Consider the following 23589-nt stretch of genomic DNA (forward strand, 5'->3'; position numbering starts at 1 on the left):
CTATCCTATTTTTTGGACTTGTATTGCTTGTAAGCCTTATCAATAAGCTTCTTTATACTTTTATATTCCTTTTTTCCGGAAAGCGCGCCGTAGACCTGGGTATCGCCAGTCAGGACGGCTTCGCCGTAATCGCTTAAATATGCTTTTTCGTAGTACTTTTCTACAAACGGCAGAATATCCTCCCTCACGTCTGATTCCCAGAACTTTCCGTCGCAGTATTCCATAAGATATTCTGAGCCGGAAATCTTGCCCTTGCGCACAAGCTCCGTACCCTCCGGGTCGCTTTCCTCTCCTTCAAAGCCGTTTTCTATTATCCAGCGCAGAAACAAGCCTATGTGATTTGCGGCGCAAAGCCATATCTCATTAACCTGTTCATTGCTGAGTTCACAATCATCGCTTAAATTCATACGCCTGTAATATTCTTTTTCCGCGCTTTCGTAATGCCAGTCGGCTCTGTCAATACTCATTTAAATCACCTCAAAATTTCCGCCCAGCGCTCTGAAATCCTCCCAGAAATTCGGATACGACTTTGAAACGCACTCCGCTCCGGTAATAATAAGAGGCTCGGTACAGCGGGTCGAAGCGACAGCCATTGCCATTGCTATTCTGTGATCGTTGCAGGAATCGACCACTCCTCCTCGCAGCGATCCTACGCCCGCCAGCTCAAGACCGTCCGGCAGCTCGGTTATCTCAGCGCCGACGGCGTTAAGATTATGCGCCATAGCCGCAAGACGGTCGCACTCCTTGATTCTGAGTCTGGCGGCGTTTGCAATATGCGATCTGCCCATACAGAACGTTCCCAGAACCGCTAAAATCGGCACAAGATCGGGAATATCCGAGCAGTCAAGCTCAAACGGCAAAAGCGTACCGTTTTTATTATACACCATTTCCCTGCATATTTCAATGATTTTTTTATCGCCCTGATATGAATTTACATTCAATCCGTCAATTTTCACGGAGCTTCCTAAAGCGTTGGCTACCTCGAAAAACGCCGCCTGGGAATAGTCGCCCTCAACAGCTCCGTTAAAAGGCGTAAAGACCTGTCCGCCCCTGACGGAAAATCCGTCCGCGGTATCGGTTATCTCACAGCCGAAGTCTTTCAGCGTACCTGAGGTTATATCGACATAAGGTCTTGATTCAAGACGCGATGTAAGGCTTATTCTGCTGTCCCCGTCAAGTACAGGAAGCGCGAAAAGCAGTCCTGTAATAAACTGAGAGGATATTCCCCCGCTGAGAGAAAAATCTCCGGAGGTCAGCTTTCCTCTTATTGTGCAGGGAAGAAATTCCCCCTCCCCGGCTCCGCTGAAATCAATGGTCACTCCGTGTCCGGGAAATTCCTCTATATAGGGAGTTATCGGGCGCACCGGAAGCTTTCCTCTGCCGAGAAAGGTGCACTCGACTCCCAGAGCCGCCGCGACGGGCATCAGGAAGCGCAGAGTCGACCCGCTTTCACCGCAGTCAAGCGCCGCCTTTTCAGGGATTTTTTCAATTCCTGTAACGACCGCGCGGGCGCCGGAAAATTCTATCCGCGCGCCAAGCCTGCGCATACATTCCATAGTGGCGAGAATATCCTCCGAGGGATATAAATTTGATATCTCCGACCTGCCCTCTGCCAGAGCCGCCGCTATTATCATTCTGTGAGCGACGCTCTTGGACGGCGGTATTTTTACCGTTCCGGCAAGCTTTGAGGGGGTAATTTTTATATCCATTTTATTCCTCCGTTATTTTATAAGTCCGACGGGCATTTAACCGTTTACCGCTTAAATACCCAAAGCTTCATGCACCGCGTTTTCAATAGCCTTTACCCTTTCGCGCAAAAATCTCGGATTTTCCTTAAACCATTTTACGTTAAGAGGCGACGGATGTGGCAATATATACGCCGGTCTGCCGTTTATTTTTTTATCCGCAAATACGAGCGACGTAAATTCCTCGTCCTTGAAAAACAGCTCTGCGGCTTTTCTGCCGATAATTATATATATCTTATTGCTCACGGCTTCAAGCTCGTTAAACAGCCATTTTTTCGCGCACACCGCGGGAGGAAGCCTGTCTCCTCCGCCCGGAGCTTTTCCGGGATAGCAGTGTCCGGCGCAGGTCATATAGAAATTCGAGGGATCGTAAAAATCCTCGTCGGATATTTTATACCAATCCTTTCTGAGCTTTCTTCCTCCCGCGTCGTCAAACGGTTTAAGCGTCGCGGATACGCTTTTGGACGGCGCCTGACTTATCTGGACGATACAAGCGTCGGCATTGCCGAAAAAAACGGGACGCGGCTCAAAGCCGAAGCGTTCCCAGCACAAGCGGCAGGAAAGTATTCCGCTTTTCAGTTCTTGAAAATCCATTTTCAGCACCGATCCTTTGCAAATTCCGAACTTTTTATTCGCTGCCCGCAGATAAGACTTCTTTTTTATACGCCTGTTCCGTCAGAATATCCTTAACGGAGCAGGGCGGAAATTCCGCAAGAGAGGAGTGCTCCGTAAGCGTTCGGAGTATACGCCACCCGTCATAGCTGTTTACCGCGTTTTCAGGTATCGGCTTAAATCCGAAATCAAGATACAGTCTTGCCGCAACCCATGAGGTCGTCTGGGTCGGTATCTTTATTGTCTTGTATCCAAGCTCCCTGAGCCTTGCAAGCGTATGTGAAATAAGCGGACGCGCAAGCCCTCTGCCCTGAAATTCACGGGCAACGGCTACCCAATGAAGCCAGCCGGCGCCTGAGGTATCCCTCGGCTCGTAATAGGCTGTAGCCGTCGCGACCTTTTCGCCGCTTTCCGTTTCAATAAAAAACATACGGCTGCAAAGCTCGGCTTCATGTCCGCCGTAATACTTTTCCCAAGCCTTTATTCCGTCCTGACAGGTTTCAAATTCCTTTGCCGACCGCTCGATTCTTATCCAGCTGTCCCTGTCGCCGTCGTTATAATATACAAAGCTGTAACCCTCGGGCAGAGGATACTCCTTTATTTCATCAACAGTATCGTTATAAAGCAGCAGCTCATAATATTTTATTCTTTCGTCATGATTGTCAAATTTCATAATAAACTCACTCCGTCAGCCGTTATTCCCCAAGGAATCCATATACTCCTGCAATTTCTGATAAAGCCTTGCCACATGGATACCATCGGCAAAGGAATGATGCACCTGAACCGAAAAGGGCATAAGCTTTCTACCGTTCTTTTCATAAAATCTTCCCCAGTCAAACATCGGATTCGCTTTAGTATTATCGCCGGAAAACGTGTGCGAAACCGAGGTGTAGGAAAACCACGGCATGGGCGAAAACTGAAACGCGTCGTTCGCCGGAAGCGAATCGAAGTAGGTTTTCTGTTCGGCAATGATCCTTTCCGCATTATTTATATATTCCTCCATGCTTTCGGCATACGGCGCACAGATATAATAGAAAAGCTCATCACCGTCTTTAAGGTATGTAAACTCTGTACCGCACTTATCATACAGCACAATATTCCCGTCCAAAAAACGATAGCGGAAGTTTTCAAGCTCATTGGCGCACTTCATGACCGCATAAATAAACGCAAGTGTAAAGGAACAGCCTTTAGCTTTTACATAGCTGTAAAGCTCAGTAACATCTATATCGGAAGTTATACAGTAGCACGGCTGCGCCGAATTTCTGAAAATACGGCAGTGAAGCTTTCTGTCCAAGCCGCTTTCGTCGATAATTTTATATCCGCCGTTCATTTGCCTGTTCTCCTTTTATCGTTAACTACATTTTTTCCAAGACGTCTGCTATCTCCCGTTCTGAAATTTCCCTGCCGTAATTATTTTCTCCGAACTGTTCCATTGCGCCTATCTCATGCTGGAACACGAATCTAAGCTTTCCGTCGCGGACCTTTTTATCTGTATAAAGCTTTTTGACAAGCGCTTTGCGGTCGATATATTTCGGAACCGACGCCGGCAGACCGGCGCGCAGCAGAAGCCGTTCCAATCTCAGCACGTTTTCATGAGAAATAAAGCCCAGCCTTTCACCCAGCCTTGCCTGAGCGCAAAGCCCGATGGAAACCGCTTCTCCGTGCAGAAGCTTATAATCCGAAACCGTTTCGATCGCCCTGCCGACCGTATGACCGAGATTGAGTATTTCCCTCAGTCCGCTTTCACGCTCGTCCCGCATTACGACTTTATATTTTACATCGCAGTTTTTCTCGGCAATATATTCGCAGACGGCCTGGTCGTTTTCAAATACCTTTTCAATATTCTTTTCAAGGTATTCAAACAGCTCCGAATCTCCAAGACAGCCGTGCTTTATCGTTTCGGCAAGCCCGCTGGAAAGCTGTTTGCGGGGCAGGGTTTTCCATGCGCTTATATCAATATACACCTTTTTCGGCTGGTTGAATATACCGATAAGATTTGTGGCAAGCGGAGTATCCACAGCGGTTTTTCCGCCGACGGAAGCGTCTGCCGCAGATAAAAGAGTAGTGGCATAGTTGACAAACGGCACTCCCCTGCCGAACGTGCCTGCCACAAAGCCCGCCAGATCGGAAACAACTCCGCCGCCTACGGCAATTACTCCACAGTCCCTGCGGTAACCGGATTCAAGCATGGTATCCTCGACATATTCTTTCATCGCCCTCGTTTTGGATCTTTCGCCGGCAGGAATTGTTATCATATCCGACTGAAAGCCCGCTTCAAGGATTTTTTCGCGGATCTCATCCGCATACAGACCCTCTACGGTCGAATCGGTCACAACGGCAAACTTTTTAACGTTTCCCAGAAGTCCGTTTTTCAGATCGTCAATCAGCGTATCCTGCAAAGCGTGACCGATCTCAATATCGTAGGAATCGTCCACAACCTTTTTCAGCTTGCAGTAAAATTTCATTTTTGTTACCTCCAATATCAGGTTTCAGCAAAAGCCGCGGATTTCAGCGGCCCGAGCATTTTTCAGCGTCTATCGCAAGCGCTATCATAAGTCCCGAAAGCGCGTTTTCATCATTATAAACGTCCAGAATATAGGTGTCCGTCAGACGCACGATATCTTTTGATACCGTCATTATCTTATCTTCTCCGCTGTACACCGAATAGTCCCATTCAAGCCAGTTGCCGTCTACCGTCCAGCCGTTGTAATCAAGGGTGAATTTCGGCTTGAAAAAGGTAAGCTGCTTTTTTATTCTTCCGGCATAGCTTCCGTCTATGTACATCTCAAATACCGGAAGAAAGCTTAAAACCTTTTCCTTCAGCATTCCGACTTCGCTTCCCGTTCGGTCGTAAATCCTGAAGCAGTGACCCCACGCAAGCTGACCTTTTACGGTAAATACGGTGTTACCGCTTTCGTCGTAAATATCGTAGCTGTCAAACCATGAAAATATTCTCTGTCTGAATACAAGCTTCATTGCTCATCATCTCCCCAAATATCTCTTAATATTTTCCGCGGCGCTGTTTTCTTTCTGAAAGAGCCGGAGCTTTATTTATAAACTCCGCCTGAGTGCGGCATTCCCTCCATAGAAAGTCCTTTGCAATATACCGCTGTAACGTTTTAAACTGAAATAATTATACCATAACGTCCGTCAAAAGTAAATAGCCGCCGGAGCATACGCGCTGCTCTGCCGCTTAGCGCGGCTGCAAATCAAGCTCCTCACTTACAGGCACAAAAACGGGAAAAGTTGCACGCGAATGTGCAACTATGAATAAAAAAGTTTTTTGTTAGATCAATTTTTGTAGACAATTACAAAAAACATTTAGAAAGTTTGTCAAATATCACGATAAGAATAACAAAACAGGGCAGATCGCTCCGCCCTGTGGCTTTATCAGTTAATGTCAAGAGGCTTGCCGCAGAACTCCGCCATCGCCCTGATCTTTTTCATTGTTTCGGCGAACTGAGCGGGAGTAAGTGACTGCGCTCCGTCGCTCCACGCGTTCTTGGGATCGTTGTGCACCTCAATCTCCAGCGCGTCGCAGCCTGCCGCAACGGCACACAGCGACATAGGCTCAACCAGAGAAGCTATACCGGTTGCGTGGCTCGGGTCTATAACTATAGGAAGATGGGTTTTCTGCCTTAGCAGAGGAACAGCGGATATATCAAGGGTATTTCTCGTGGCAGGCTCAAAGGTTCTGATTCCTCTCTCGCAGAGTATTACCTTGCTGTTGCCCTCGGACATGATATACTCCGCGGACATAAGCAGCTCCTGCAAAGTGCTTGAAAGACCTCTTTTAAGGAGAACCGGCTTGTCGCAGCGACCCAGCGCTTTAAGCAGGGTGAAGTTCTGCATATTTCTCGCTCCGACCTGAACTACGTCCACATCGGCGAAAAGGTCAATATCAGACAGATCCATGATCTCAGTTACGATAGGCAGACCGGTTACCTTTCTTGCCTGTATAAGCAGGTCAATACCCTCCTTGCCAAGACCCTGAAAGGCGTATGGCGAGGTTCTGGGCTTGAAGGCTCCGCCTCTCAGCATTGTAGCTCCGGCTTCCTTAACGGCGATCGCGGTAGTAATGATCTGCTCCTCGCACTCAACCGAGCAGGGGCCCGCGATCACGTTAAGAGTTCCGCCTCCGATTTTTCTTCCCGCTACTTCTATAACGGTGTCGTCGGGATGAAAACGTCTGTTTGCGTTCTTATAGGGCTCCTGAACCCGCTTTACCGCTTCGACGATTTCCTTTGCCTGCACCGACTCCATATCTATTCTTGTCGTATCTCCGATAAGTCCTATGATGTTGGAATGGATTCCGTGAACCAGATTTGTTTTTACGTCGAATCCCTGAAGCCAGTTCATAAGCTCGTCGATCTGCTTTTCAGAAGCCGAATTTTTCAGTACGATTACCATTTTAAATTCCTCCTAAATTTGATAATGAATATTTATTAATAAAAAAGCCGCGGCCCGAACATATCAAGCCACGACTGAAATATTACAAGTATAAAGCTTTTACCCAACTACTCGCCTAATCTCAATGCAGCTTTCTTCACACGCCAAAAAAACCTAAAGCCAAAAAAGAAGCTAAAGGCAAAAAAGAAGTATGTAAAGACTGCATTTGAAATTACAGGATACATAGCAAGCTTTTCCTTTCGTAATTTTATTAACACAAATATTATAAACCCTGAACGTATACTTGTCAAGCGCAATAAGATTTTTTTACATTTTATTCATATCGGTCTGACGGAACAAGCCGACAGGCACTATTCCGGCGCCGATACTTTATATATGGCGGCTTTTGGATAGACTTTGACATCTATCAGGGCGTCGCACAGGATTCCGTCGGGAGTGTATTCCTCAGACAGAATCTTTCCGTCTGTCCGTATCTCGTTGAGCAGTCCGCCCTCGGAAAAAGGAACCAGCAGCTTTGCTCTTACCGCCGACTGGGGCAGCGCTTTGGCAACGGCGTCAAGCAGGAGGTCAATGCCCTCTCCCGTTTTGGCTGAAATTTTTACCGCGCCCTCTAGGCTTCCGACGTTGTCGATATACGGAACCTTGTCGCATTTATTCAGCGCCGTAACTACAGGTATCCCCTCGCAGCCAAGCTCCTTAAGCAGCTCCAGAGTTACCTTCGCCTGCTCCGCGCAGTCGTCGGCGGAAGCGTCGCAGATGTGCAGTATAACGTCGGCGTTTGCCGCCTCTTCAAGGGTTGACTTGAACGCCTCCACCAGATGGTGCGGCAGACGTCTTATCAGACCTACCGTATCTACAAGCATAACGCTTCTTCCGTCGGGAAGCTCTATAGCCCTTGAGGTGGTTTCAAGCGTAGCGAACAGCTTGTTTTCCGCCAGCACCCCGGCCTCGGTCAGGGTATTGAGCAGAGTGGACTTTCCTACGTTTGTATACCCTACGATAGCGCACACAAGTACGCCGTCCTTCCTGCGTCTTGCACGCTGATTGGTACGGCGCTTTTCTATTTCCTTCAGCTCGCCGCTGAGCGCCGCTATTCTGGTTCTTATATGCCGCTTGTCGGTTTCAAGCTTGGATTCTCCCGGACCTCTCGTGCCTATTCCCGCTCCCAGACGCGAAAGCTTAACGCCCATTCCGGCAAGCCGGGGCAGACGGTAACGGTGCTGGGCTATCTCAACCTGAAGCCTGCCCTCCCGGGTAGTTGCCCGCTGTGCGAAAATATCCAGAATAAGCATAGTTCTGTCAATTGTATGAACCTTGCATATATCCTCGATATTGCGTATCTGGGTCGCGGTAAGCTCATGATCGAAAATAATCTGGTCGATACCGTCCCTTTCGCATATTTCAGCCATTTCCTCCAGCCTGCCGCTTCCGATACAGGTTGCCGGCTCAAAGGACGGTCTTTTCTGAGTTATCCTCACAGCCGTTTCCGCTCCGGCGGTTGCGGCAAGCTCCTCAAGCTCGTCCAGCGAACGCTCGACGTCGTACGCTCCGGTGTCCACCGCGCACAGCATGACTTTCGGAATCCTTATTTCGTTTTCTATCATAATACTCCTTTAACGCTAAAACAAAAGCTTTGGTTTTTCAGTCTTTTACGGCCGTAAAGAAAAATCTCGGGAAGCGGAAGATTATCTGTCCGTTTTTCTGTACAGGGTAAGCTGCCGTCAGTTTTTCCCGTACCTCGTTTTCAAACTTCTCTCTGCCTGAAGCGTCAAGCTGTTCAAGATAAGGCTTCATGCCTGTGCTCTTATACCATTCAATGATATCGTCATGGCTGTTCATAACATGAAAATAGGTAGTGCTCCAAAGGCTGAAATCGCTGCAAAGCGAGCCGAGCAGATCAAAATACTCCGACTGTGTCAGAGTATGAAAGATCCTGGTCCGGCTGAAAAGCTTTTTCCATTTTTCCTCGCGGACCGTTTCGCTGATGATCCTGTGAACAGGCTCCTCATAATTCATAGGGATCTGAACCGCAAGCATACCGCCGCTTTTAAGACATTCAAGCATATTGGGGATAAGCCTTTCATGGTCGGGTATCCACTGGATACAGGCATTTGAGAAAACAAGATCAAAATCCGTTCCCAGAACAGAGATATCTCCGCTTGCGTCAAACAGGCGAAAATCTATATCCTTATAAGACCTTTCGGCCTCGGCTATCATATTTTCCGAGCTGTCCACGCCTAGTACATAAGCCGACGAAAACGCTTTTTTCAGCTGCGCCGATGAATTTCCGGGACCGCAGCCGATATCAAGTATTTTTTCCGGCTCGGCCGACAGTCTGATCCGGTTAATAAGATCGACCGACGGGAGAGTTCTTTCCTTCTCGAATTTAAGATACTGCAATGAATTCCAATCCGCCATAGTATACCTCCGTTCACACAGAATTATAGCGTATAATAATTATTTTGTCAATATATTGCCGCGTAATGCGCCTAGGTCTTTTGCGCCGCGGCCGACGAAGGTAAGCAGATACGGAAACTAAAAAAACAGTGGTATTTTAAGCCTTCCCCGCACATATATTGTACAAACTGCAAGTTGTACGATCATCAGAAGGAGTGTCTATTCATGAAAAGAAAACAGCTGTGGACTATCGTTACCTTTATTCTAATACTCGGAATCTCAATTGCCGGAAGCAATCTAACCGAAAAGCGAATCGCGGTTGAAACCGCAGCCGAAAAAATAGGAACGGCGCTGGACCGTCCCGTCGTAGTCATCGACGCCGGCCACGGAGGTATGGACGGAGGCTGCGTATCTATAGACGGCGTATCGGAAAAGGGTATCAACCTTAATATTGCCATGTCGCTGAAGGATATGCTCACAGTTATGGGATACCAGCCTGTATGCACAAGAGAAAGCGATATTTCAATACACGACGAAGGAATAGAAGGGCTTTCAAAGCAGAAAAAATCAGATATGCAAAACCGGCTGGAGCTGTTCAACAAATACGACGGAGCCGTAGCCGTGTCAATCCATCAGAATCAGTTTACAGACAGCAAATACAGCGGCGCCCAGATGTTCTACAGCGAAAAAAGCTCCGACAGCGAGCGGCTTGCGGGAATCATGAAGGAACAGTTCGTTTCTTTTCTTCAGCCGGAAAACAAACGTGAAACCAAGCCTGTCGGCGACGAGCTTTACCTGCTGAACAATTCGTCAAATCCGGCGGTAATGATAGAATGCGGCTTTCTTTCCAATCAGGACGAATCGCTGAGGCTTCAGGACGAAAACTATCAGAAGCAGATAGCTTTTACCATATTTACAGGACTGTGCAGATACCGCTCCGAAGCGTGACAGAAAGCAAATCTGTATATTGCGTGCCGAATACGGAAAAATTTTTTATTTTGCTATTGACAAGCTGCGGATAATGAGTTATAATATATTCAATTTATCCGGAGGTGAAAAATCTAAATGTCTGACGACGCCGATTGTTGTAACGACAGTATTATTTACATAAAGAATATTATGGCATGGTCTGCGCCTTTATAGGCGTGGGCTATGCCTTTTTGTGTTTTGAAAATTGAAACGGAGGAAATTTATTTTGGAAAATTCAATTGTTTGGCAAATTTTACTACAGGTGGTGCTTATAGCTCTTAACGCCGTATTCGCCTGCGCCGAGATAGCGGTAATATCGGTAAATGAGGGAAAGCTGGAAAAAATGGCGGAAGAGGGCAACAAAAAAGCCAGACGTCTTTTTAACCTTACGACAAATCCCGCAAGATTTCTCGCTACGATACAGGTAGCTATCACCCTGTCCGGATTCCTCGGCTCCGCCTTTGCCGCGGATAACTTTTCGGAAAAGCTGGTAAGCGTTCTTTTGAAAACCGGTGTGAACATTCCGGAAAAAACGCTTTCCACAATTTCGCTTATTCTGATAACGCTGATCCTTTCATATTTCACTCTGGTGTTCGGAGAGCTTGTGCCGAAGCGTCTGGCAATGAAAAATTCAGAAAAGCTGGCTTTGGGTATGTCCGCGCTTATCTCCTTTATTTCCAAGCTGTTCGCGCCGGTAGTGTGGCTGCTTACCGCGTCTACAAACGGTCTTTTAAGGCTTTTAGGCGTTGATCCTGACAGCGAGGACGATACGGTCACAGAGGAGGAGATACTGCTTATGACTGAACAGGGTCATAAAAAAGGCACTATCGACGAGGGCGAAAGCGAGCTTATCAGAAACGTTTTTGAATTTGACGACCTGACCGTTGAGGAGATATGCACTCACAGGCGTGAGGCCGCCGTTCTGTGGACGGACGAAACCGGCGAGGAATGGGAAAGGACTATACATCAGTCAAGACATTCCATGTATCCGATCTGCGGGGACAGCGTTGACAATATAGTAGGCGTACTGAATGCCAAGGACTATTTCAGACTTACGGACAAATCGAGGGAAAGCGTAATGAAAAACGCTGTGAGAGAGCCTTATTTCGTGCATGAATCCATGAAAGCCGACAAGCTTTTCACTAAAATGAAAAAGAACGCTTCCCACTTTGCGATAGTGCTTGACGAATACGGCGGAATGTGCGGCATAATAACGATAACGGATCTTGTTGAACAGCTTGTAGGCGATTTTGACGACGATGAGTTCCGTGAAGCGGAAATGGAGATCGAAAGGCTTGATTCACGCACATGGAAAATACTAGGCACAGCGCCGCTTGACGACGTCGCCCGCGCGCTGGAAACCGAGCTGCCCTCCGACGATTTCGATACCTTCAGCGGTTATGTTATAGGACTGTTGGGAGAAATTCCTCAGGACGGCACCAAAACGGAAATTGAAACCGAGGAAATGAAAATTCAGGTGCTTGACGTTAAAAGGCACTGTATAACCAAGACGATAGTCCGCATAAATAAGGCTGAGGACGAAAAAAGCGAATCCTCCCCGGAACAGCAGAAGGCGTGATCCACGCAGGTACCGCTCGGCTGTTCAGGCGGCGACCGCCTGTATGCTTTATTTGAATGAAAAAACGTATATTTATTCTGATTTAATATAAAAGGAGATTAAACGATGAAAAGAATTATGAAAAAAATCGCGCTTACGCTCTGCGCCGCTCTGACTCTCGGGCTTCTGTCCTCCTGCGGGGACACCTCTGAAAGCTCGGATAACGGAGCGCAGCTCAGCGGAAATGAAAAGAGCTTCGTTATAACTCTTTATTCCCAATACGCTCCGATAACCTGTGAAAATTTTGAAGAGCTTGTAAAGGACGGCTTTTACAACGGACTGACCTTTCACCGCGTAGTGGAGGATTTCATGGCGCAGGGCGGCGATCCGAATGGCGACGGAACAGGCGGAAGCGAAAAAACTATCAAAGGCGAATTTTCGGCGAACGGCGTTGACAACAAGCTTTCGCACACGAGAGGCATAGTTTCAATGGCCAGATCTCAGGCTTTTGACAGCGCCTCCAGTCAGTTTTTTATCTGCTATACCGACGAATGTACCTTCCTTGACGGTCAGTACGCGGCGTTCGGAGAGGTAACCGAAGGCATGGAAACTGTAGACAGCTTTCTTGAAATTGAAAGAACGCTGGGAAGCGACGGAGCGATGTCGTCCCCGTCGGAGCCTATAACGATCGTCAAAGCGGAAATGATAAGCGATGACGCAGACGGAAATCACCGGGCAGAGTTTTTTGTGACCGTAGGCGAATAGAAAACTGAAAAACGGACGAATGTTTATTGTACATTCGTCCGTTTTTTATAGCCTCTTGATTGTTAAAATACTCCGTTCATTTTCAGCCGCTTTTTATGCTGCGCCGGTATTCAGAGGGAGTTACGCCGGTGATCTGCTTAAACTGCCTAGAAAAATGCACCTCGCTGTTATAGCCGCAGGAGAAAGCGACTTCATAAATAGTCATACGGCTTTCGCTAAGCAGCTCCTTTCCGGCCTCTATACGGCTGTTTATTATATCCGAGCCGCATGATATTCCGAACTGCCGCTTATATATGGCCTGAAAATACGCGGGGCTTATATTCATCGTCCGGCTTATCTTGCTTATGCTCCAGTCGTTTTCGGGACAGCGGTAGATTTCACGGCGAAGCTCCATTAATTTCCGATAATGCCTGTTAGAAGCCTGCCTTTTATTTAAGCAGTCCGAAAGATTCATAAGCAGCGCCTGGAGCAACAAGGAACAGATTTGTCGGCGCAGTGGATTTTCGCTGACAAAGCTTTCCGATAAAAGCTTTATATACCCCGAAGCGTCAAAACCTTCTCCTATATAAACGCCTTTTTCAAACACAATGTTCCAGCTTTCAATAAGAGTACGGCTACATTGAAAATGTAGCCAATCGTATATATTAACGCAGCTCTCCACGCAGTGTATCAGAGGCAGACAATTATCAAAGATTACTATCGTATCAGACTTTACAGAAAATTCTCTGCCATCGAGAACAAAGCAGGCTTCTGAATTTGCATAAATCAGAAGATAATCGGAGATTCCCGATTCCTGACAAGCATTGAACTGCGGAGGCTGAGCCGGACTGCGCCCGAGATCTGAAATTGAAAGCATAATACCACACCTTGACGTACATTTCCGTAAAAATTATTATAGCGTTACGGTATTCCATAGCCGCTATAAATTTCGCTTATTATATAATAAACTCATCGCGGCGTTTTGTCAATGGAAATAAACGCATAATGACCTGCGTGCGCAGACATTGCGAGGTCAAACAGATACGGCGCAGCTTATCCGCTTTATAATTACTTCTGTCTGTAGCCGCTGAGAAAATCGGACATTTCATCCGCCGCTTTTCTGAGCACATCAGCTTCAGGAAGATAAACGATCCTGAAATGATCCGGCTTGTCCCAGTGAAAGCCTCCCCCGTGGACAAGAAGTATTTTCTTTTCCTTCAGCAGATCAAGCACAAATTTCTCGTCGTCCTTTATATTGAACTTTTCCGCGTCGATTTTCGGGAATATGTAAAACGCAGCCTGCGGCTTGACCGCGGAAAGTCCGTCTATGGAATTCACCGCGTTATATATAAGCTCCCTCTGCTCGTAAATACGTCCGCCCGGGAGCAGCAGTCTGTCGGTTTTGTCAAAATCCCTCAGAGCCGTTTTGATTATGAACTGAGAAGGCACGTTGGAGCAGAGCCTCATTGACGACAGCATATTAAGCCCTTCAATATAGCCTCCGACGCGGCTCTTGTCGCCGCTCAGCACCATCCAACCGCAGCGGAAGCCCGCTACCATATGCGACTTGGAAAGTCCGTTGAAGGTAACGGTAAAAACGTCGGGCGCAACGGAAGCGATTGAAGTATGCTTAACTCCGTCCATAAGCAGCCGGTCATATATTTCGTCAGAAAACAGTATCAGCTCGTTCTCTCTCGCCAGCTGAGCTATCTGCTCAAGAATTTCCCTGGGGTATACCGCGCCTGTAGGATTGTTCGGATTGATAATGACGATAGCCTTTGTTCTGTCGGTTATCTTTTTTCTCATATCCTCAATATCAGGGTACCAGCAGGAGCTTTCGTCGCATAGATAATGAACCGCGTTTCCTCCGGCAAGAGTAACCGAAGCGGTCCACAGAGGATAATCTGGAGCCGGCACAAGAACCTCGTCGCCGTCGTTGAGCAGTCCCTGCATTACCATTACAATCAGCTCGGACACGCCGTTTCCAGTGTAAATATCGCTGAGTTCAACGCCGCGGATGTTTTTGTATTCGCAGTAATCCCTGATAGCCAACCGGGCGTCCTCTATTCCCTTGGAATCCGAATAGCCCTCGGCGCTGCGCAGGTTTTCCGTCATATTCCTGATTATATCATCAGGCGCGGAAAAAGCAAAGGGCGCCGGATTTCCGATATTCAGCTTCAGTATCTTTTCTCCGGAGGCTATCATTCTGTCCGCCTCGTCCATAACCGGACCTCTTATATCATAGCATACGTTATCAAGCTTTGACGATTTTGAATAAACTTTCATAAAAAGGCTCTCCTTAAAGATAAATTAAACAGCCGATCATAAAAACTTTTACTCACGTCTGTAAAGATCAAAATTAATTATACTACTTTCCGTATTGAATTGCAACGTCAAATTACACAAAAACCTGATTTTTTCAGCAGGCGGCAAAACCGTTGACAAACCGCTCAGAAATTATTGATACAGGCTCTTTTACAGCGATTAAAATGCAGCCCTACCGCTTACGAGCGGATAAAGCTGCACAAAAAACCGACAGGATACATAACGGAAAACAACATTCAGCTTCGGCTTACGGCGTTATTCAGCTTTCCTCGTTCTCCGTTTCATCATGGTCAAGAACCGCTTCGTTCACTTCGTCGGCAGAGGGAATAACGATTTTCTCCAGCTGCTCCGGAGTAAGAGGAGCTTTTTTCTCACGCTTTGAGGCGTATAGCTTGTCGGGATTCTCAACATAATATTGCGTTGATACGGGAAGCTTCTTTTTCCTGAGCCTTGCTTCAACGCTTTCTCTTGTAAGGCTGTAGATCAGAGCAAAGGTCGGAACTGCCAGGATCATTCCTACAAAGCCGAACAGACCGCCGCCGACAAACAGAGAGATCATTACCCAGAAAGCAGGAAGCCCCGTTGAACCTCCAAGTATCTTCGGTCCTAAAATATTTCCGTCAAACTGCTGTAAAATCAGTATGAACAGTAAAAACCATATGGTTTTCCTCGGCTCTACAAACAGAATAAGCAGGGCTGAGGGCACCGCTCCTATAAAAGGTCCGAAAAAAGGAATTACGTTTGTAACGCCGACGATAACGCTTATTAGCACATTATAAGGCATATCAATAATGGTAAGTCCGATAAAGCAAAGGATTCCTATGATCAGCGAGTCAATGATCTTTCCGGTTAGAAAGCTGGAAAAAACCCTGTTAGCCTGCGATGAAAGCCTGAGGATCTTCTCGCTGAACGGCTTTTTGAACAATGCAAATAAAATTTTCTTTGTCTGAGCGATAAGAGTTTCCTTTGAAAAAAGCAGATAAACCGATACGATAAAGCCAAGGAGAAAATTCTTAACAAGCGTGACGAAGCCCCACGCGCCGGACAGAATGTTTTCAAGCATCGGCTGAAGCTTAGTCAGATCGGTGCCGAAATCCACAAGCTTTTCGGAAATAAAGCTTTCGATCTGAGGATAGTTTTTCAGCAGTTTGTTGATCCATTTCTGAGTATTGGTTGCAAACCCTGAGAAATTGTTTATGATCTCGTTAAAGCTGTTGATAAACTCAGGCACAATTACGGCTATGATACCAGCTACGATCCCCAAGAACACGATTGATGAAACAGTTACCGACGCAAAGCGCAGCGTTTTTTTGCGGACGGGTTTTTTCGCTACTCTTTTCGTAAACAGGCTCTCCAGCTTCACCATTATCGGGTTCATCAGAAAAGCTATGGCTAAGCCCCATATAAGAGGCATTAAAACTCTTATCAGCGCCGACAGAATTTTCATTATTGTTCCGAATTTAAACACGGCTACAACTATAAGCACGTTTATGGCTATTACAAGCACCGCATATAATGCAATCGTGTTATACCTTTTGTTGGTATAAAGTTTCATGTTCTTTTCCTTTCATATATTAAACTGTTCTTTGATAAATCTGACAAACTGACGGCCGTAATCAAGCAAAGCAATAAACGCAGGCAAAAAAATTCAATCCGCTCAGCAATTTCTTAAGATTTATGACTTATAATAATATTATACACGATAAACCAAGTCAATGCAATATTTTTTCCCTCAATAACAAAAAAATAATATTTACAATTTTTTAAAATAAGACTATTGACAAATCTGAGCTGACGGAATATAATATTATTAAGTTTTGAAAAGTTAATAATTTAAATCCGTTGATCAAAGGTAAGTAGCCTGTTTGGATTGTTTCAGAGAGCTGATGGCCGGTGTGAATCAGCACATGATGTTCAGGTGAATGGATTTGTGAGGAGCAGTGTGAAATCTTAGCTGAAAGTATCACTCGCCGCGTGTTCCTGCGTTAGTGTGACTGAGTATTGATTTCAAGGCTTATGCCGAGAATGCGTACTTGTGAGCCGGCGTTTTTCGCCGGGAAATTGGGTGGCACCACGGTTCTATCGTCCCATAGCGTTATGCTATTGCGGCGGCAGGACTTTTTTTATTGCCTTTTTCGGGCAGAATATTACTGACGATTTTCCCGATTATTCGCCAGGTTTAATTTTTCAGGAGGTTTTTGCTATGTATCCGTCAATTGAAAAGGTAAGAGAGCTGTTAAACGACTACAGGACCGTACCAATATTCTATGAGCTTCTGGTTGATTCCTTTACGCCGGTGCAGCTTTTTAACTGTCTGCACACGACCTATGAAAACTGCTTTATACTTGAATCGGTGGACAACAAGGATCAGTGGGGAAGATATTCTTATATCGGGATTAATCCCAAGGCGGAATACACGCTGAAAAATCATACAGCGACAATAAAGGAGCACGGCAGAGAACCGGTAAGCGTTCAGGTCGGCGATCCAATTGAGTTCTTCTCTGAAATAATCAGAAAGCACCAAGCGCCGAAATTCAACGGCAAACCTAAGCTTACGGGAGGTCTTATCGGATATTTTGCCTACGATATGGTCAGATACTTTGAAAAAACTCTTGTCAACGCTCCCGATGACGATCTGAATATGCCTGACGCCGATCTGCATTTGTTCGACGAGCTTGTGGCATACGATCATCTCAGCAACAAGGCGGTAATAATCCTCAACATCAACGCCGACGACGATCTTGAGGAAAAATACGCTCAGTGTGAAAAAAGAAAAGATGAAATAATCCGGGTTCTGAGAAATTATCAGCCTAAGCCGCAGGAAATCAGGTCTGAACGTCCGGCAATAAGCGTCAGATCAAATATCACCAAGGAGCAGTATATAAAAAACGTGGAAAAGGCAAAGGAATACATCAAAAACGGCGATATATTCCAGGTCGTGCCTTCACAGCGGTTTGAAATCGACAATCCTTCCGACAGCTTTGACGTATACAGAATGCTGCGCTCCACCAATCCCTCTCCTTATCTCTACTATTTCAAAAACAAGAATTACGCCATAGCCGGAGCGTCGCCTGAAATGCTGGTTTCGGTAAATGAAAACACGGTAATCACACGTCCTATCGCCGGAACGATCAGAAGGGGCGAAACAGACGAGGAGGATAGAAAAAACGAAACTGCCCTACTAAACGACCCCAAGGAAAAGGCGGAACACACCATGCTGGTGGATCTGGGACGGAACGACGTGGGAAAGGTATCTGAATTCGGCTCGGTGCAGGTTACCGACTATATGACGATAGAGCGCTATTCAAAGGTAATGCACCTTGTTTCAAATGTAAAGGGAACTCTCCGCGGCGACCTCAACCCTCTCGACGCGCTTGCGGCGCTGCTGCCTGCGGGCACTCTTTCCGGTGCTCCCAAGGTAAGAGCGATGGAGATCATCGACGAGCTTGAGCCTGCAAAACGCGGACTTTACGGCGGAACTGTGGGATATCTCGCGTTTGACGGCAGTCTTGACACCTGCATTGCAATCAGAACCGTTCTTTTCAGAAACGGCAAGGCTTACGTTCAGGCGGGCGGCGGAGTAGTCGCCGACAGCGTTCCCGAAAACGAATACCAGGAATCCGTAAACAAGGCAAAGGCAGTTATCAACGCCATAGAGGAAGCCTCAAGGCTTTAAGGAGGTATGCAAAATGATCCTACTGATAGACAATTACGACAGCTTCACCTATAATCTCTATCAGGCTGTCGGAATATTGCACGACGAGATAAAGGTCGCCAGAAACGACGAAATAACCATTGAGGAAATTGAAAAGCTTAGACCTCAGGCAATCATTGTTTCGCCGGGCCCCGGTTACCCCGCTCAGGCAGGTATTTCCGTAGAAGCCGTAAGACATTTCAGCGGAAAAATACCTATCCTCGGAGTATGTCTGGGACATCAGGCAATAGCGGAAGCGTTCGGCGGAAAAATCGTTCATGCAAAGGAACAGCTGCATGGAAAGCAGACGGTAATAAAGATCAACACCTCCGCTCCCCTGTTTACGGGACTGCCGGAGGAAATCACAGCGGCAAGATACCATTCGCTTATCGCCGACAGCGTAACGCTTCCCTCCTGCCTCTCGGTCATAGCAACGGACGACAAGGCGCAGATAATGGCGCTGCGCCACAAAGAGCATCCGACCTACGGAGTTCAGTTTCATCCAGAGTCGATCCTGACCGATACCGGTGAAAGCATTATTTCCAACTTCCTTAACAACGTCGCCGGAATAAAGACAAAGCTCTCAAAGGCTCCGTCGGTTCCCGCCGCCAAGCGCACCGAGCTTAAAGACTATCTGAAAAAGGTCGTTGACGGACAGTCGCTTACCGAAGAGGAAGCCTACAGCGCCATGGACATAATTATGAGCGACAGGGCAACGGAAGCGCAGATCGCAACGCTTCTTACGGCAATGCGCATGAGAGGGGAAACAATAGAGGAAATCACCGGATTTGCAAAGGTAATGCGGCAGAAAATGGCGGTAGTCAATCCCGATTCCCCCGTGCTTGATATAGTAGGCACCGGCGGAGATCTGTCAAACAGCTTCAACATTTCAACTACCGCCTCGTTTGTTATATCCGGCACCGGACAGAAGGTAGCAAAGCACGGAAACAGAAGCGTTTCCTCTAAAAGCGGAGCCGCCGACGTACTGGAGGCGCTGGGCGTTAAAATAGTTTCAACTCCCAGAAAGGCGGAGGCCTGCCTCAACGAAGTAGGACTTTCCTTCCTGTTTGCGCAGAGCTATCACTCGGCAATGCGGTTTGTGGGACCTGTAAGGGGTCAGATCGGTGTAAGAACGGTTTTCAACATACTCGGACCTCTTGCCAATCCCGCCAAGGCGGATTATATGGTTCTGGGGGTCTACGATCCGAAATTGCTGGAAACAATGGCTAAGGTGCTTATGAATCTCGGCATAAAGCGGGCGCTTCTCATCTACGGAAACGACAATCTTGACGAATTTTCCATCTCCGCTCCCACTACGGTGTGCGAGGTTAAGGACGGAAAGATAATCAAATATGAAATATCGCCTACCGATTTCGGACTGAGAATGGGCAGCAAGGCTTCCATTATCGGCGGAAACGCCATGCAAAACGCTCAGATAACTCTGGAAATACTCAACGGCGCCATTAAAGATTCGCGGAGAGATATAGTTCTGCTCAACGCCGGAGCCGCTCTCTATGTCTGCGGAGCCGCCGATACTATAGAAGACGGTATCCGGCTTTCCAAGGAATCCATTGAAAGCGGAAAAGCGCTGGGCAAGCTTCATGAGCTGATCGAATTTACAAACCGCAGCTGAAGGAAGGGAGAATCTGATGATACTTGACGATATAACCGCAAAAAGGCAGCTTCAGCTTGAACGTGAAAAAAGCGTTATTTCCGACGGACAAATGAAAAGGCTTGCCGAGAAATCAGATATGCCCGTTATCTCCTTTTCTCAGGCTCTTAAAGGCGGCAGACTTTCTGTGATATGCGAGGTAAAAAAAGCAAGCCCCTCAAAAGGGATAATCAAAGCCGATTTTGATCCGGCGGAAATCGCGAGAGAATATGAAAGCGCCGGAGCGGACGCGATATCCTGTCTTACTGAGGAATTCTATTTCAAGGGATCGTCGGAATATCTTAGGGAGATACGCAGATGCGTCGGCATACCTATTCTGAGAAAGGATTTCGTATTCGACGAATATCAGATCTATGAAGCGAAATATATCGGCGCAAACGCTGTGCTGCTGATAGCCGCCGTTCTTTCTCCGGCGCAGCTTGACCGTCTGTATAAGCTGGCGCGTTCACTGGGTCTGGAATGTCTTATAGAGGTTCACAATACCCAAGAGCTTGAAAAAATATCAGCTTTGGATTTTGAAATTCTCGGTATAAACAACAGAAATCTGAAAACGTTTGAGGTCGATCTGAATACCACGGCCAGACTGAAGGAATATATTCCTGAGGATAAGATCATCGTGTCAGAAAGCGGAATAAAAACAAACGCCGATATGAAAGCGGTACGCAGCCTCGGAGCCGACGCGGCGCTTATCGGTGAAACGCTGATGCGCAGCAGCAATATTGCCGCAGAGCTTTCAGCCCTCAGAAAGGGCGTCTGATATGACAAGAATAAAAATCTGCGGTATGCGGAGGACTGACGACATTCTTTATGTAAACAAATACCGTCCCGATTATGCGGGCTTTATTCTGACGGACGGCTTTAAAAGAACGGTAAGCCGCAGCGGCTTCCGGCAGCTGGAAAGCCGTCTTGACAAGGCTGTAAAGCGTGCGGGGGTTTTCGTCAACGAGCCGCCGGAGAATATCCTGAAATACTACGCGCAAGCGCTCGACGTCATACAGCTGCACGGAGACGAGGACAGAGATTATATTTTAAAGCTTTCCTCCGCCTGCGGCTGCGAGATCTGGAAAGCGGTAAGAGCGCGGACGTCAGAGGACATTGAAGCCGCCTGTCTGCTGCCTGTTCACAAGCTGGTTATTGACAGCTATTCCAAAGCCAACTACGGCGGAACAGGTAAACGGGTCAATCTTGAAATAATCAGGCAGGCAAAAATTACAAAGTCCTTTTTTCTCGCCGGAGGACTTAGCGCGGAAAATATTGCCGGAGCAATAAAAGAAATCAGCCCTTACGGAGTTGATTTTTCAAGCTCAGTCGAAACTGACGGCTTCAAGGACGAAAAGAAGATCCGAGATATTATCAAAGCTGTAAGAAGCAGCAAATAGAAATTTTATCTACCATATTTGAAAGAAGGAAAAACAATGAGTAAAATCGGAAGATTCGGCGAATACGGAGGACAATATGTTCCCGAAACCGTAATGAACGCCGTTCACGAGCTGGAAGCGGCTTATTCAAAATACAAAAACGATCCGGAGTTTTCAGACGAGCTAAGAACGCTGTACAGGGATTATGCCGGCAGACCGTCAATGCTTTACTTTGCGGAGAAAATGACCGAGGATCTCGGAGGCGCAAAAATATATTTCAAGCGCGAGGATCTTAATCATACCGGCTCTCACAAAATAAACAATGTTCTGGGACAGATCCTTCTGGCAAAAAAAATGGGCAAAAAGCGCGTTATCGCGGAAACAGGAGCCGGTCAGCACGGCGTTGCGACAGCTACCGTCTGCGCGCTGTTCGGCCTTGAATGTGAGATATACATGGGCGCAGAGGACACTAAACGGCAGTCGCTCAACGTTTACCGCATGAACCTGCTGGGAGCCAAGGTCAACGCTGTGGACAGCGGAACGGCAACACTGAAGGACGCGATCAACGAAGCCTTCAGGGATTGGTGCACAAACGTCGAAACCACATTCTACTGCATAGGCTCGGTAATGGGACCGCACCCGTATCCTGAAATGGTCAGAGATTTTCAGAAGGTTATATCCGAGGAAATTAAGGCGCAGATCCTTGAAAAGGAAGGCAGACTTCCCGACTGCGTGGTCGCCTGCGTAGGCGGAGGCTCAAACGCGATGGGCGCTTTCTACAACTTTATTGAAGACAAGCAGGTAAGGCTGGTCGGAGCGGAGGCCGCCGGACGGGGCGTTGATACCGATATGCACGCGGCTACCATGGCAAAAGGCACAACAGGTATTTTTCACGGCATGAAATCTCTGTTTTTGCAGAACGAATACGGTCAGATCGATCCTGTCTATTCCATTTCGGCCGGACTGGATTATCCCGGAGTAGGTCCTGAGCACGCTTACCTGAAAGCAGAGGGACGCGCGGATTATGTCAGCATTACCGATGAGGAAGCCGTAAACGCCTTTGAATATCTGTCACGGACAGAGGGAATCATTCCGGCAATCGAATCTTCCCACGCGGTTGCAGCGGCAATGAAAATCGCTCCGCAGATGGATAAAAACCAGATACTGATCATCAATCTTTCGGGAAGAGGAGATAAGGACGTTTATTCGGTCGCTCGCTATAGGGAGGTAGAAATCAATGAAGAATAGAATCGACGTCTGCTTTGAGCAGCTTAAAAGGGAAAATAAGAAAGCGCTTATTACTTTTGTGACGGCAGGCGATCCTGATCTGGAAACTACGGAAAAGTGCGTCTATTCAATGTTTGAAAACGGAGCCGACATAGTTGAGCTGGGCGTGCCGTTCTCTGATCCCATCGCGGAGGGACCGACGATACAAAAGGCAAGCCTGAGAGCGCTTGAAAAAGGCACTACGCTGGATATGATATTCGGCACTGTAAAAAAAATCAGAAAGAACTGCGACAAACCGCTTCTTCTGATGATGTACGTAAATACGATTTTCAGATATGGAACTGAAAAGTTTTTCAGCCTTTGCAGCGAATGCGGAATAGACGGGGTTATCGTTCCGGACCTTCCTTTTGAGGAGCGCGACGAAATAACGCCGTATGCCGACAAATACGGAGTATACTCGATCAACCTGGTAGCGCCGACCTCTCATGAAAGAATAAAAATGATCGCCGGAGAATCAAAGGGATTTCTTTATGTGGTTTCGTCACTTGGCGTTACGGGAAAGAGAAGCGAATTTACGACCGATTTCAGCCAGCTGCTCGCTCCGCTGAAAGACTCCGGAATAAACTGCCCCGCCTGCATAGGCTTCGGAATATCCAACCCGCAGCAGGCTGCAAAGATGTCCTCCTACTGCGACGGAGTTATAGTCGGCAGCGCTGTAGTTGACATTATTGCCGAATACGGAAAAAACGCGCCTGAAAAAACCGGAGAATTAATAAGATCGCTCAAATCGGAAATGTAAATACGGTACTTAGAATACGTCTGAAAAATATTGATAGTATAAAACCCTTTAAGAGGTTCGGAAAAGATCTGACGATCAT

Annotated in this window: 22 protein-coding genes and 1 other annotated feature; of the genes, 9 read left to right on the top strand and 13 right to left on the bottom strand. The window is 47.1% G+C overall.

Going from position 1 to position 23589, the window contains the following annotated elements; genetic code table 11:
- Positions 1–5 precede the first annotated feature (5 nt).
- The 10 genes from EIH25_RS04475 to EIH25_RS04520 form a co-directional block, all read right to left on the bottom strand.
- The gene (locus EIH25_RS04475; RefSeq protein WP_124098961.1) at positions 6–467 is read right to left on the bottom strand and encodes a hypothetical protein; all 462 of its coding nucleotides are present in this window, start codon (positions 465–467) and stop codon (positions 6–8) included.
- Positions 468–1709 (bottom strand): 3-phosphoshikimate 1-carboxyvinyltransferase, encoded by a 1242-nt coding sequence (aroA, locus tag EIH25_RS04480; RefSeq protein WP_124098963.1) that lies wholly within the window; start codon positions 1707–1709, stop codon positions 468–470.
- A 51-nt stretch (positions 1710–1760) separates the two neighbouring features.
- Positions 1761–2339: a uracil-DNA glycosylase family protein gene (locus EIH25_RS04485; protein WP_124098965.1), complete on the bottom strand. Its 579-nt coding sequence runs from the start codon at positions 2337–2339 to the stop codon at positions 1761–1763.
- A 34-nt stretch (positions 2340–2373) separates the two neighbouring features.
- Complete coding sequence (locus EIH25_RS04490; RefSeq protein WP_124098967.1) at positions 2374–3030, bottom strand: GNAT family N-acetyltransferase; 657 nt, start codon at positions 3028–3030, stop codon at positions 2374–2376.
- 15 nt (positions 3031–3045) lie between these two features.
- On the bottom strand, positions 3046–3687 hold the full coding sequence (locus tag EIH25_RS04495) for a CatA-like O-acetyltransferase (protein WP_124098969.1): 642 nt from the start codon (positions 3685–3687) through the stop codon (positions 3046–3048).
- 25 nt (positions 3688–3712) lie between these two features.
- A complete protein-coding gene (gene aroB, locus EIH25_RS04500; protein WP_124098971.1) occupies positions 3713–4822 on the bottom strand; it encodes a 3-dehydroquinate synthase in 1110 nt (369 codons plus the stop codon).
- A gap of 43 nt (positions 4823–4865) precedes the next feature.
- Positions 4866–5333 (bottom strand): LURP-one-related family protein, encoded by a 468-nt coding sequence (locus EIH25_RS04505; RefSeq protein ID WP_124098974.1) that lies wholly within the window; start codon positions 5331–5333, stop codon positions 4866–4868.
- A gap of 414 nt (positions 5334–5747) precedes the next feature.
- Positions 5748–6767: a 3-deoxy-7-phosphoheptulonate synthase gene (aroF, locus tag EIH25_RS04510; protein ID WP_124098976.1), complete on the bottom strand. Its 1020-nt coding sequence runs from the start codon at positions 6765–6767 to the stop codon at positions 5748–5750.
- Positions 6768–7117: 350 nt separating this feature from the next.
- Positions 7118–8371, bottom strand: a complete 1254-nt coding sequence (hflX, locus tag EIH25_RS04515) for a GTPase HflX (protein ID WP_124098978.1) — start codon at positions 8369–8371, stop codon at positions 7118–7120.
- A gap of 37 nt (positions 8372–8408) precedes the next feature.
- Positions 8409–9185: a methyltransferase domain-containing protein gene (locus tag EIH25_RS04520; protein ID WP_124098980.1), complete on the bottom strand. Its 777-nt coding sequence runs from the start codon at positions 9183–9185 to the stop codon at positions 8409–8411.
- A 204-nt stretch (positions 9186–9389) separates the two neighbouring features.
- On the opposite strand from EIH25_RS04520, the gene EIH25_RS04525 reads away from it, so the two are divergent.
- The 3 genes from EIH25_RS04525 to EIH25_RS04535 all read left to right on the top strand — a co-directional run bounded on the left by EIH25_RS04525 (position 9390) and on the right by EIH25_RS04535 (position 12456).
- Complete coding sequence (locus EIH25_RS04525) at positions 9390–10112, top strand: N-acetylmuramoyl-L-alanine amidase (protein ID WP_124098983.1); 723 nt, start codon at positions 9390–9392, stop codon at positions 10110–10112.
- Positions 10113–10359: 247 nt separating this feature from the next.
- Positions 10360–11712, top strand: a complete 1353-nt coding sequence (locus EIH25_RS04530; protein WP_243113085.1) for a hemolysin family protein — start codon at positions 10360–10362, stop codon at positions 11710–11712.
- Between the two features lie 105 nt (positions 11713–11817).
- On the top strand, positions 11818–12456 hold the full coding sequence (locus EIH25_RS04535) for a peptidylprolyl isomerase (protein ID WP_124098985.1): 639 nt from the start codon (positions 11818–11820) through the stop codon (positions 12454–12456).
- Between the two features lie 82 nt (positions 12457–12538).
- Here EIH25_RS04535 and EIH25_RS04540 read toward each other — a convergent pair whose 3' ends face one another.
- The 3 genes from EIH25_RS04540 to EIH25_RS04550 all read right to left on the bottom strand — a co-directional run bounded on the left by EIH25_RS04540 (position 12539) and on the right by EIH25_RS04550 (position 16315).
- A complete protein-coding gene (locus tag EIH25_RS04540) occupies positions 12539–13312 on the bottom strand; it encodes an AraC family transcriptional regulator (RefSeq protein ID WP_124098987.1) in 774 nt (257 codons plus the stop codon).
- 191 nt (positions 13313–13503) lie between these two features.
- Positions 13504–14721 (bottom strand): pyridoxal phosphate-dependent aminotransferase, encoded by a 1218-nt coding sequence (locus tag EIH25_RS04545; protein WP_124098989.1) that lies wholly within the window; start codon positions 14719–14721, stop codon positions 13504–13506.
- Between the two features lie 298 nt (positions 14722–15019).
- Entirely contained in the window at positions 15020–16315 is a 1296-nt protein-coding gene (locus EIH25_RS04550) for an AI-2E family transporter (RefSeq protein ID WP_124098991.1), read from the bottom strand.
- Between the two features lie 278 nt (positions 16316–16593).
- Positions 16594–16853: a binding site (T-box leader), on the top strand.
- Between the two features lie 110 nt (positions 16854–16963).
- On the opposite strand from EIH25_RS04550, the gene trpE reads away from it, so the two are divergent.
- The 6 genes from trpE to trpA are packed head-to-tail and all read left to right on the top strand — an operon-like array spanning position 16964 to position 23510.
- Positions 16964–18436 (top strand): anthranilate synthase component I, encoded by a 1473-nt coding sequence (gene trpE / locus EIH25_RS04555; RefSeq protein ID WP_124098993.1) that lies wholly within the window; start codon positions 16964–16966, stop codon positions 18434–18436.
- 13 nt (positions 18437–18449) lie between these two features.
- Positions 18450–20087, top strand: a complete 1638-nt coding sequence (locus EIH25_RS04560) for a bifunctional anthranilate synthase component II/anthranilate phosphoribosyltransferase (protein ID WP_124098996.1) — start codon at positions 18450–18452, stop codon at positions 20085–20087.
- 16 nt (positions 20088–20103) lie between these two features.
- Complete coding sequence (gene trpC / locus EIH25_RS04565) at positions 20104–20883, top strand: indole-3-glycerol phosphate synthase TrpC (RefSeq protein ID WP_124098998.1); 780 nt, start codon at positions 20104–20106, stop codon at positions 20881–20883.
- A 1-nt stretch (position 20884) separates the two neighbouring features.
- A complete protein-coding gene (locus tag EIH25_RS04570; protein WP_124099000.1) occupies positions 20885–21505 on the top strand; it encodes a phosphoribosylanthranilate isomerase in 621 nt (206 codons plus the stop codon).
- A 36-nt stretch (positions 21506–21541) separates the two neighbouring features.
- Positions 21542–22732: a tryptophan synthase subunit beta gene (trpB, locus tag EIH25_RS04575; RefSeq protein WP_124099002.1), complete on the top strand. Its 1191-nt coding sequence runs from the start codon at positions 21542–21544 to the stop codon at positions 22730–22732.
- Positions 22722–23510, top strand: a complete 789-nt coding sequence (gene trpA, locus EIH25_RS04580) for a tryptophan synthase subunit alpha (protein WP_124099004.1) — start codon at positions 22722–22724, stop codon at positions 23508–23510. The genes trpB and trpA overlap by 11 nt, the downstream gene beginning before the upstream one ends.
- The last annotated feature ends 79 nt before the right edge of the window (positions 23511–23589 follow it).

Source organism: Ruminococcus sp. Marseille-P6503 (genome assembly GCF_900604945.1).
Taxonomy (GTDB): domain Bacteria; phylum Bacillota; class Clostridia; order Oscillospirales; family Ruminococcaceae; genus FB2012.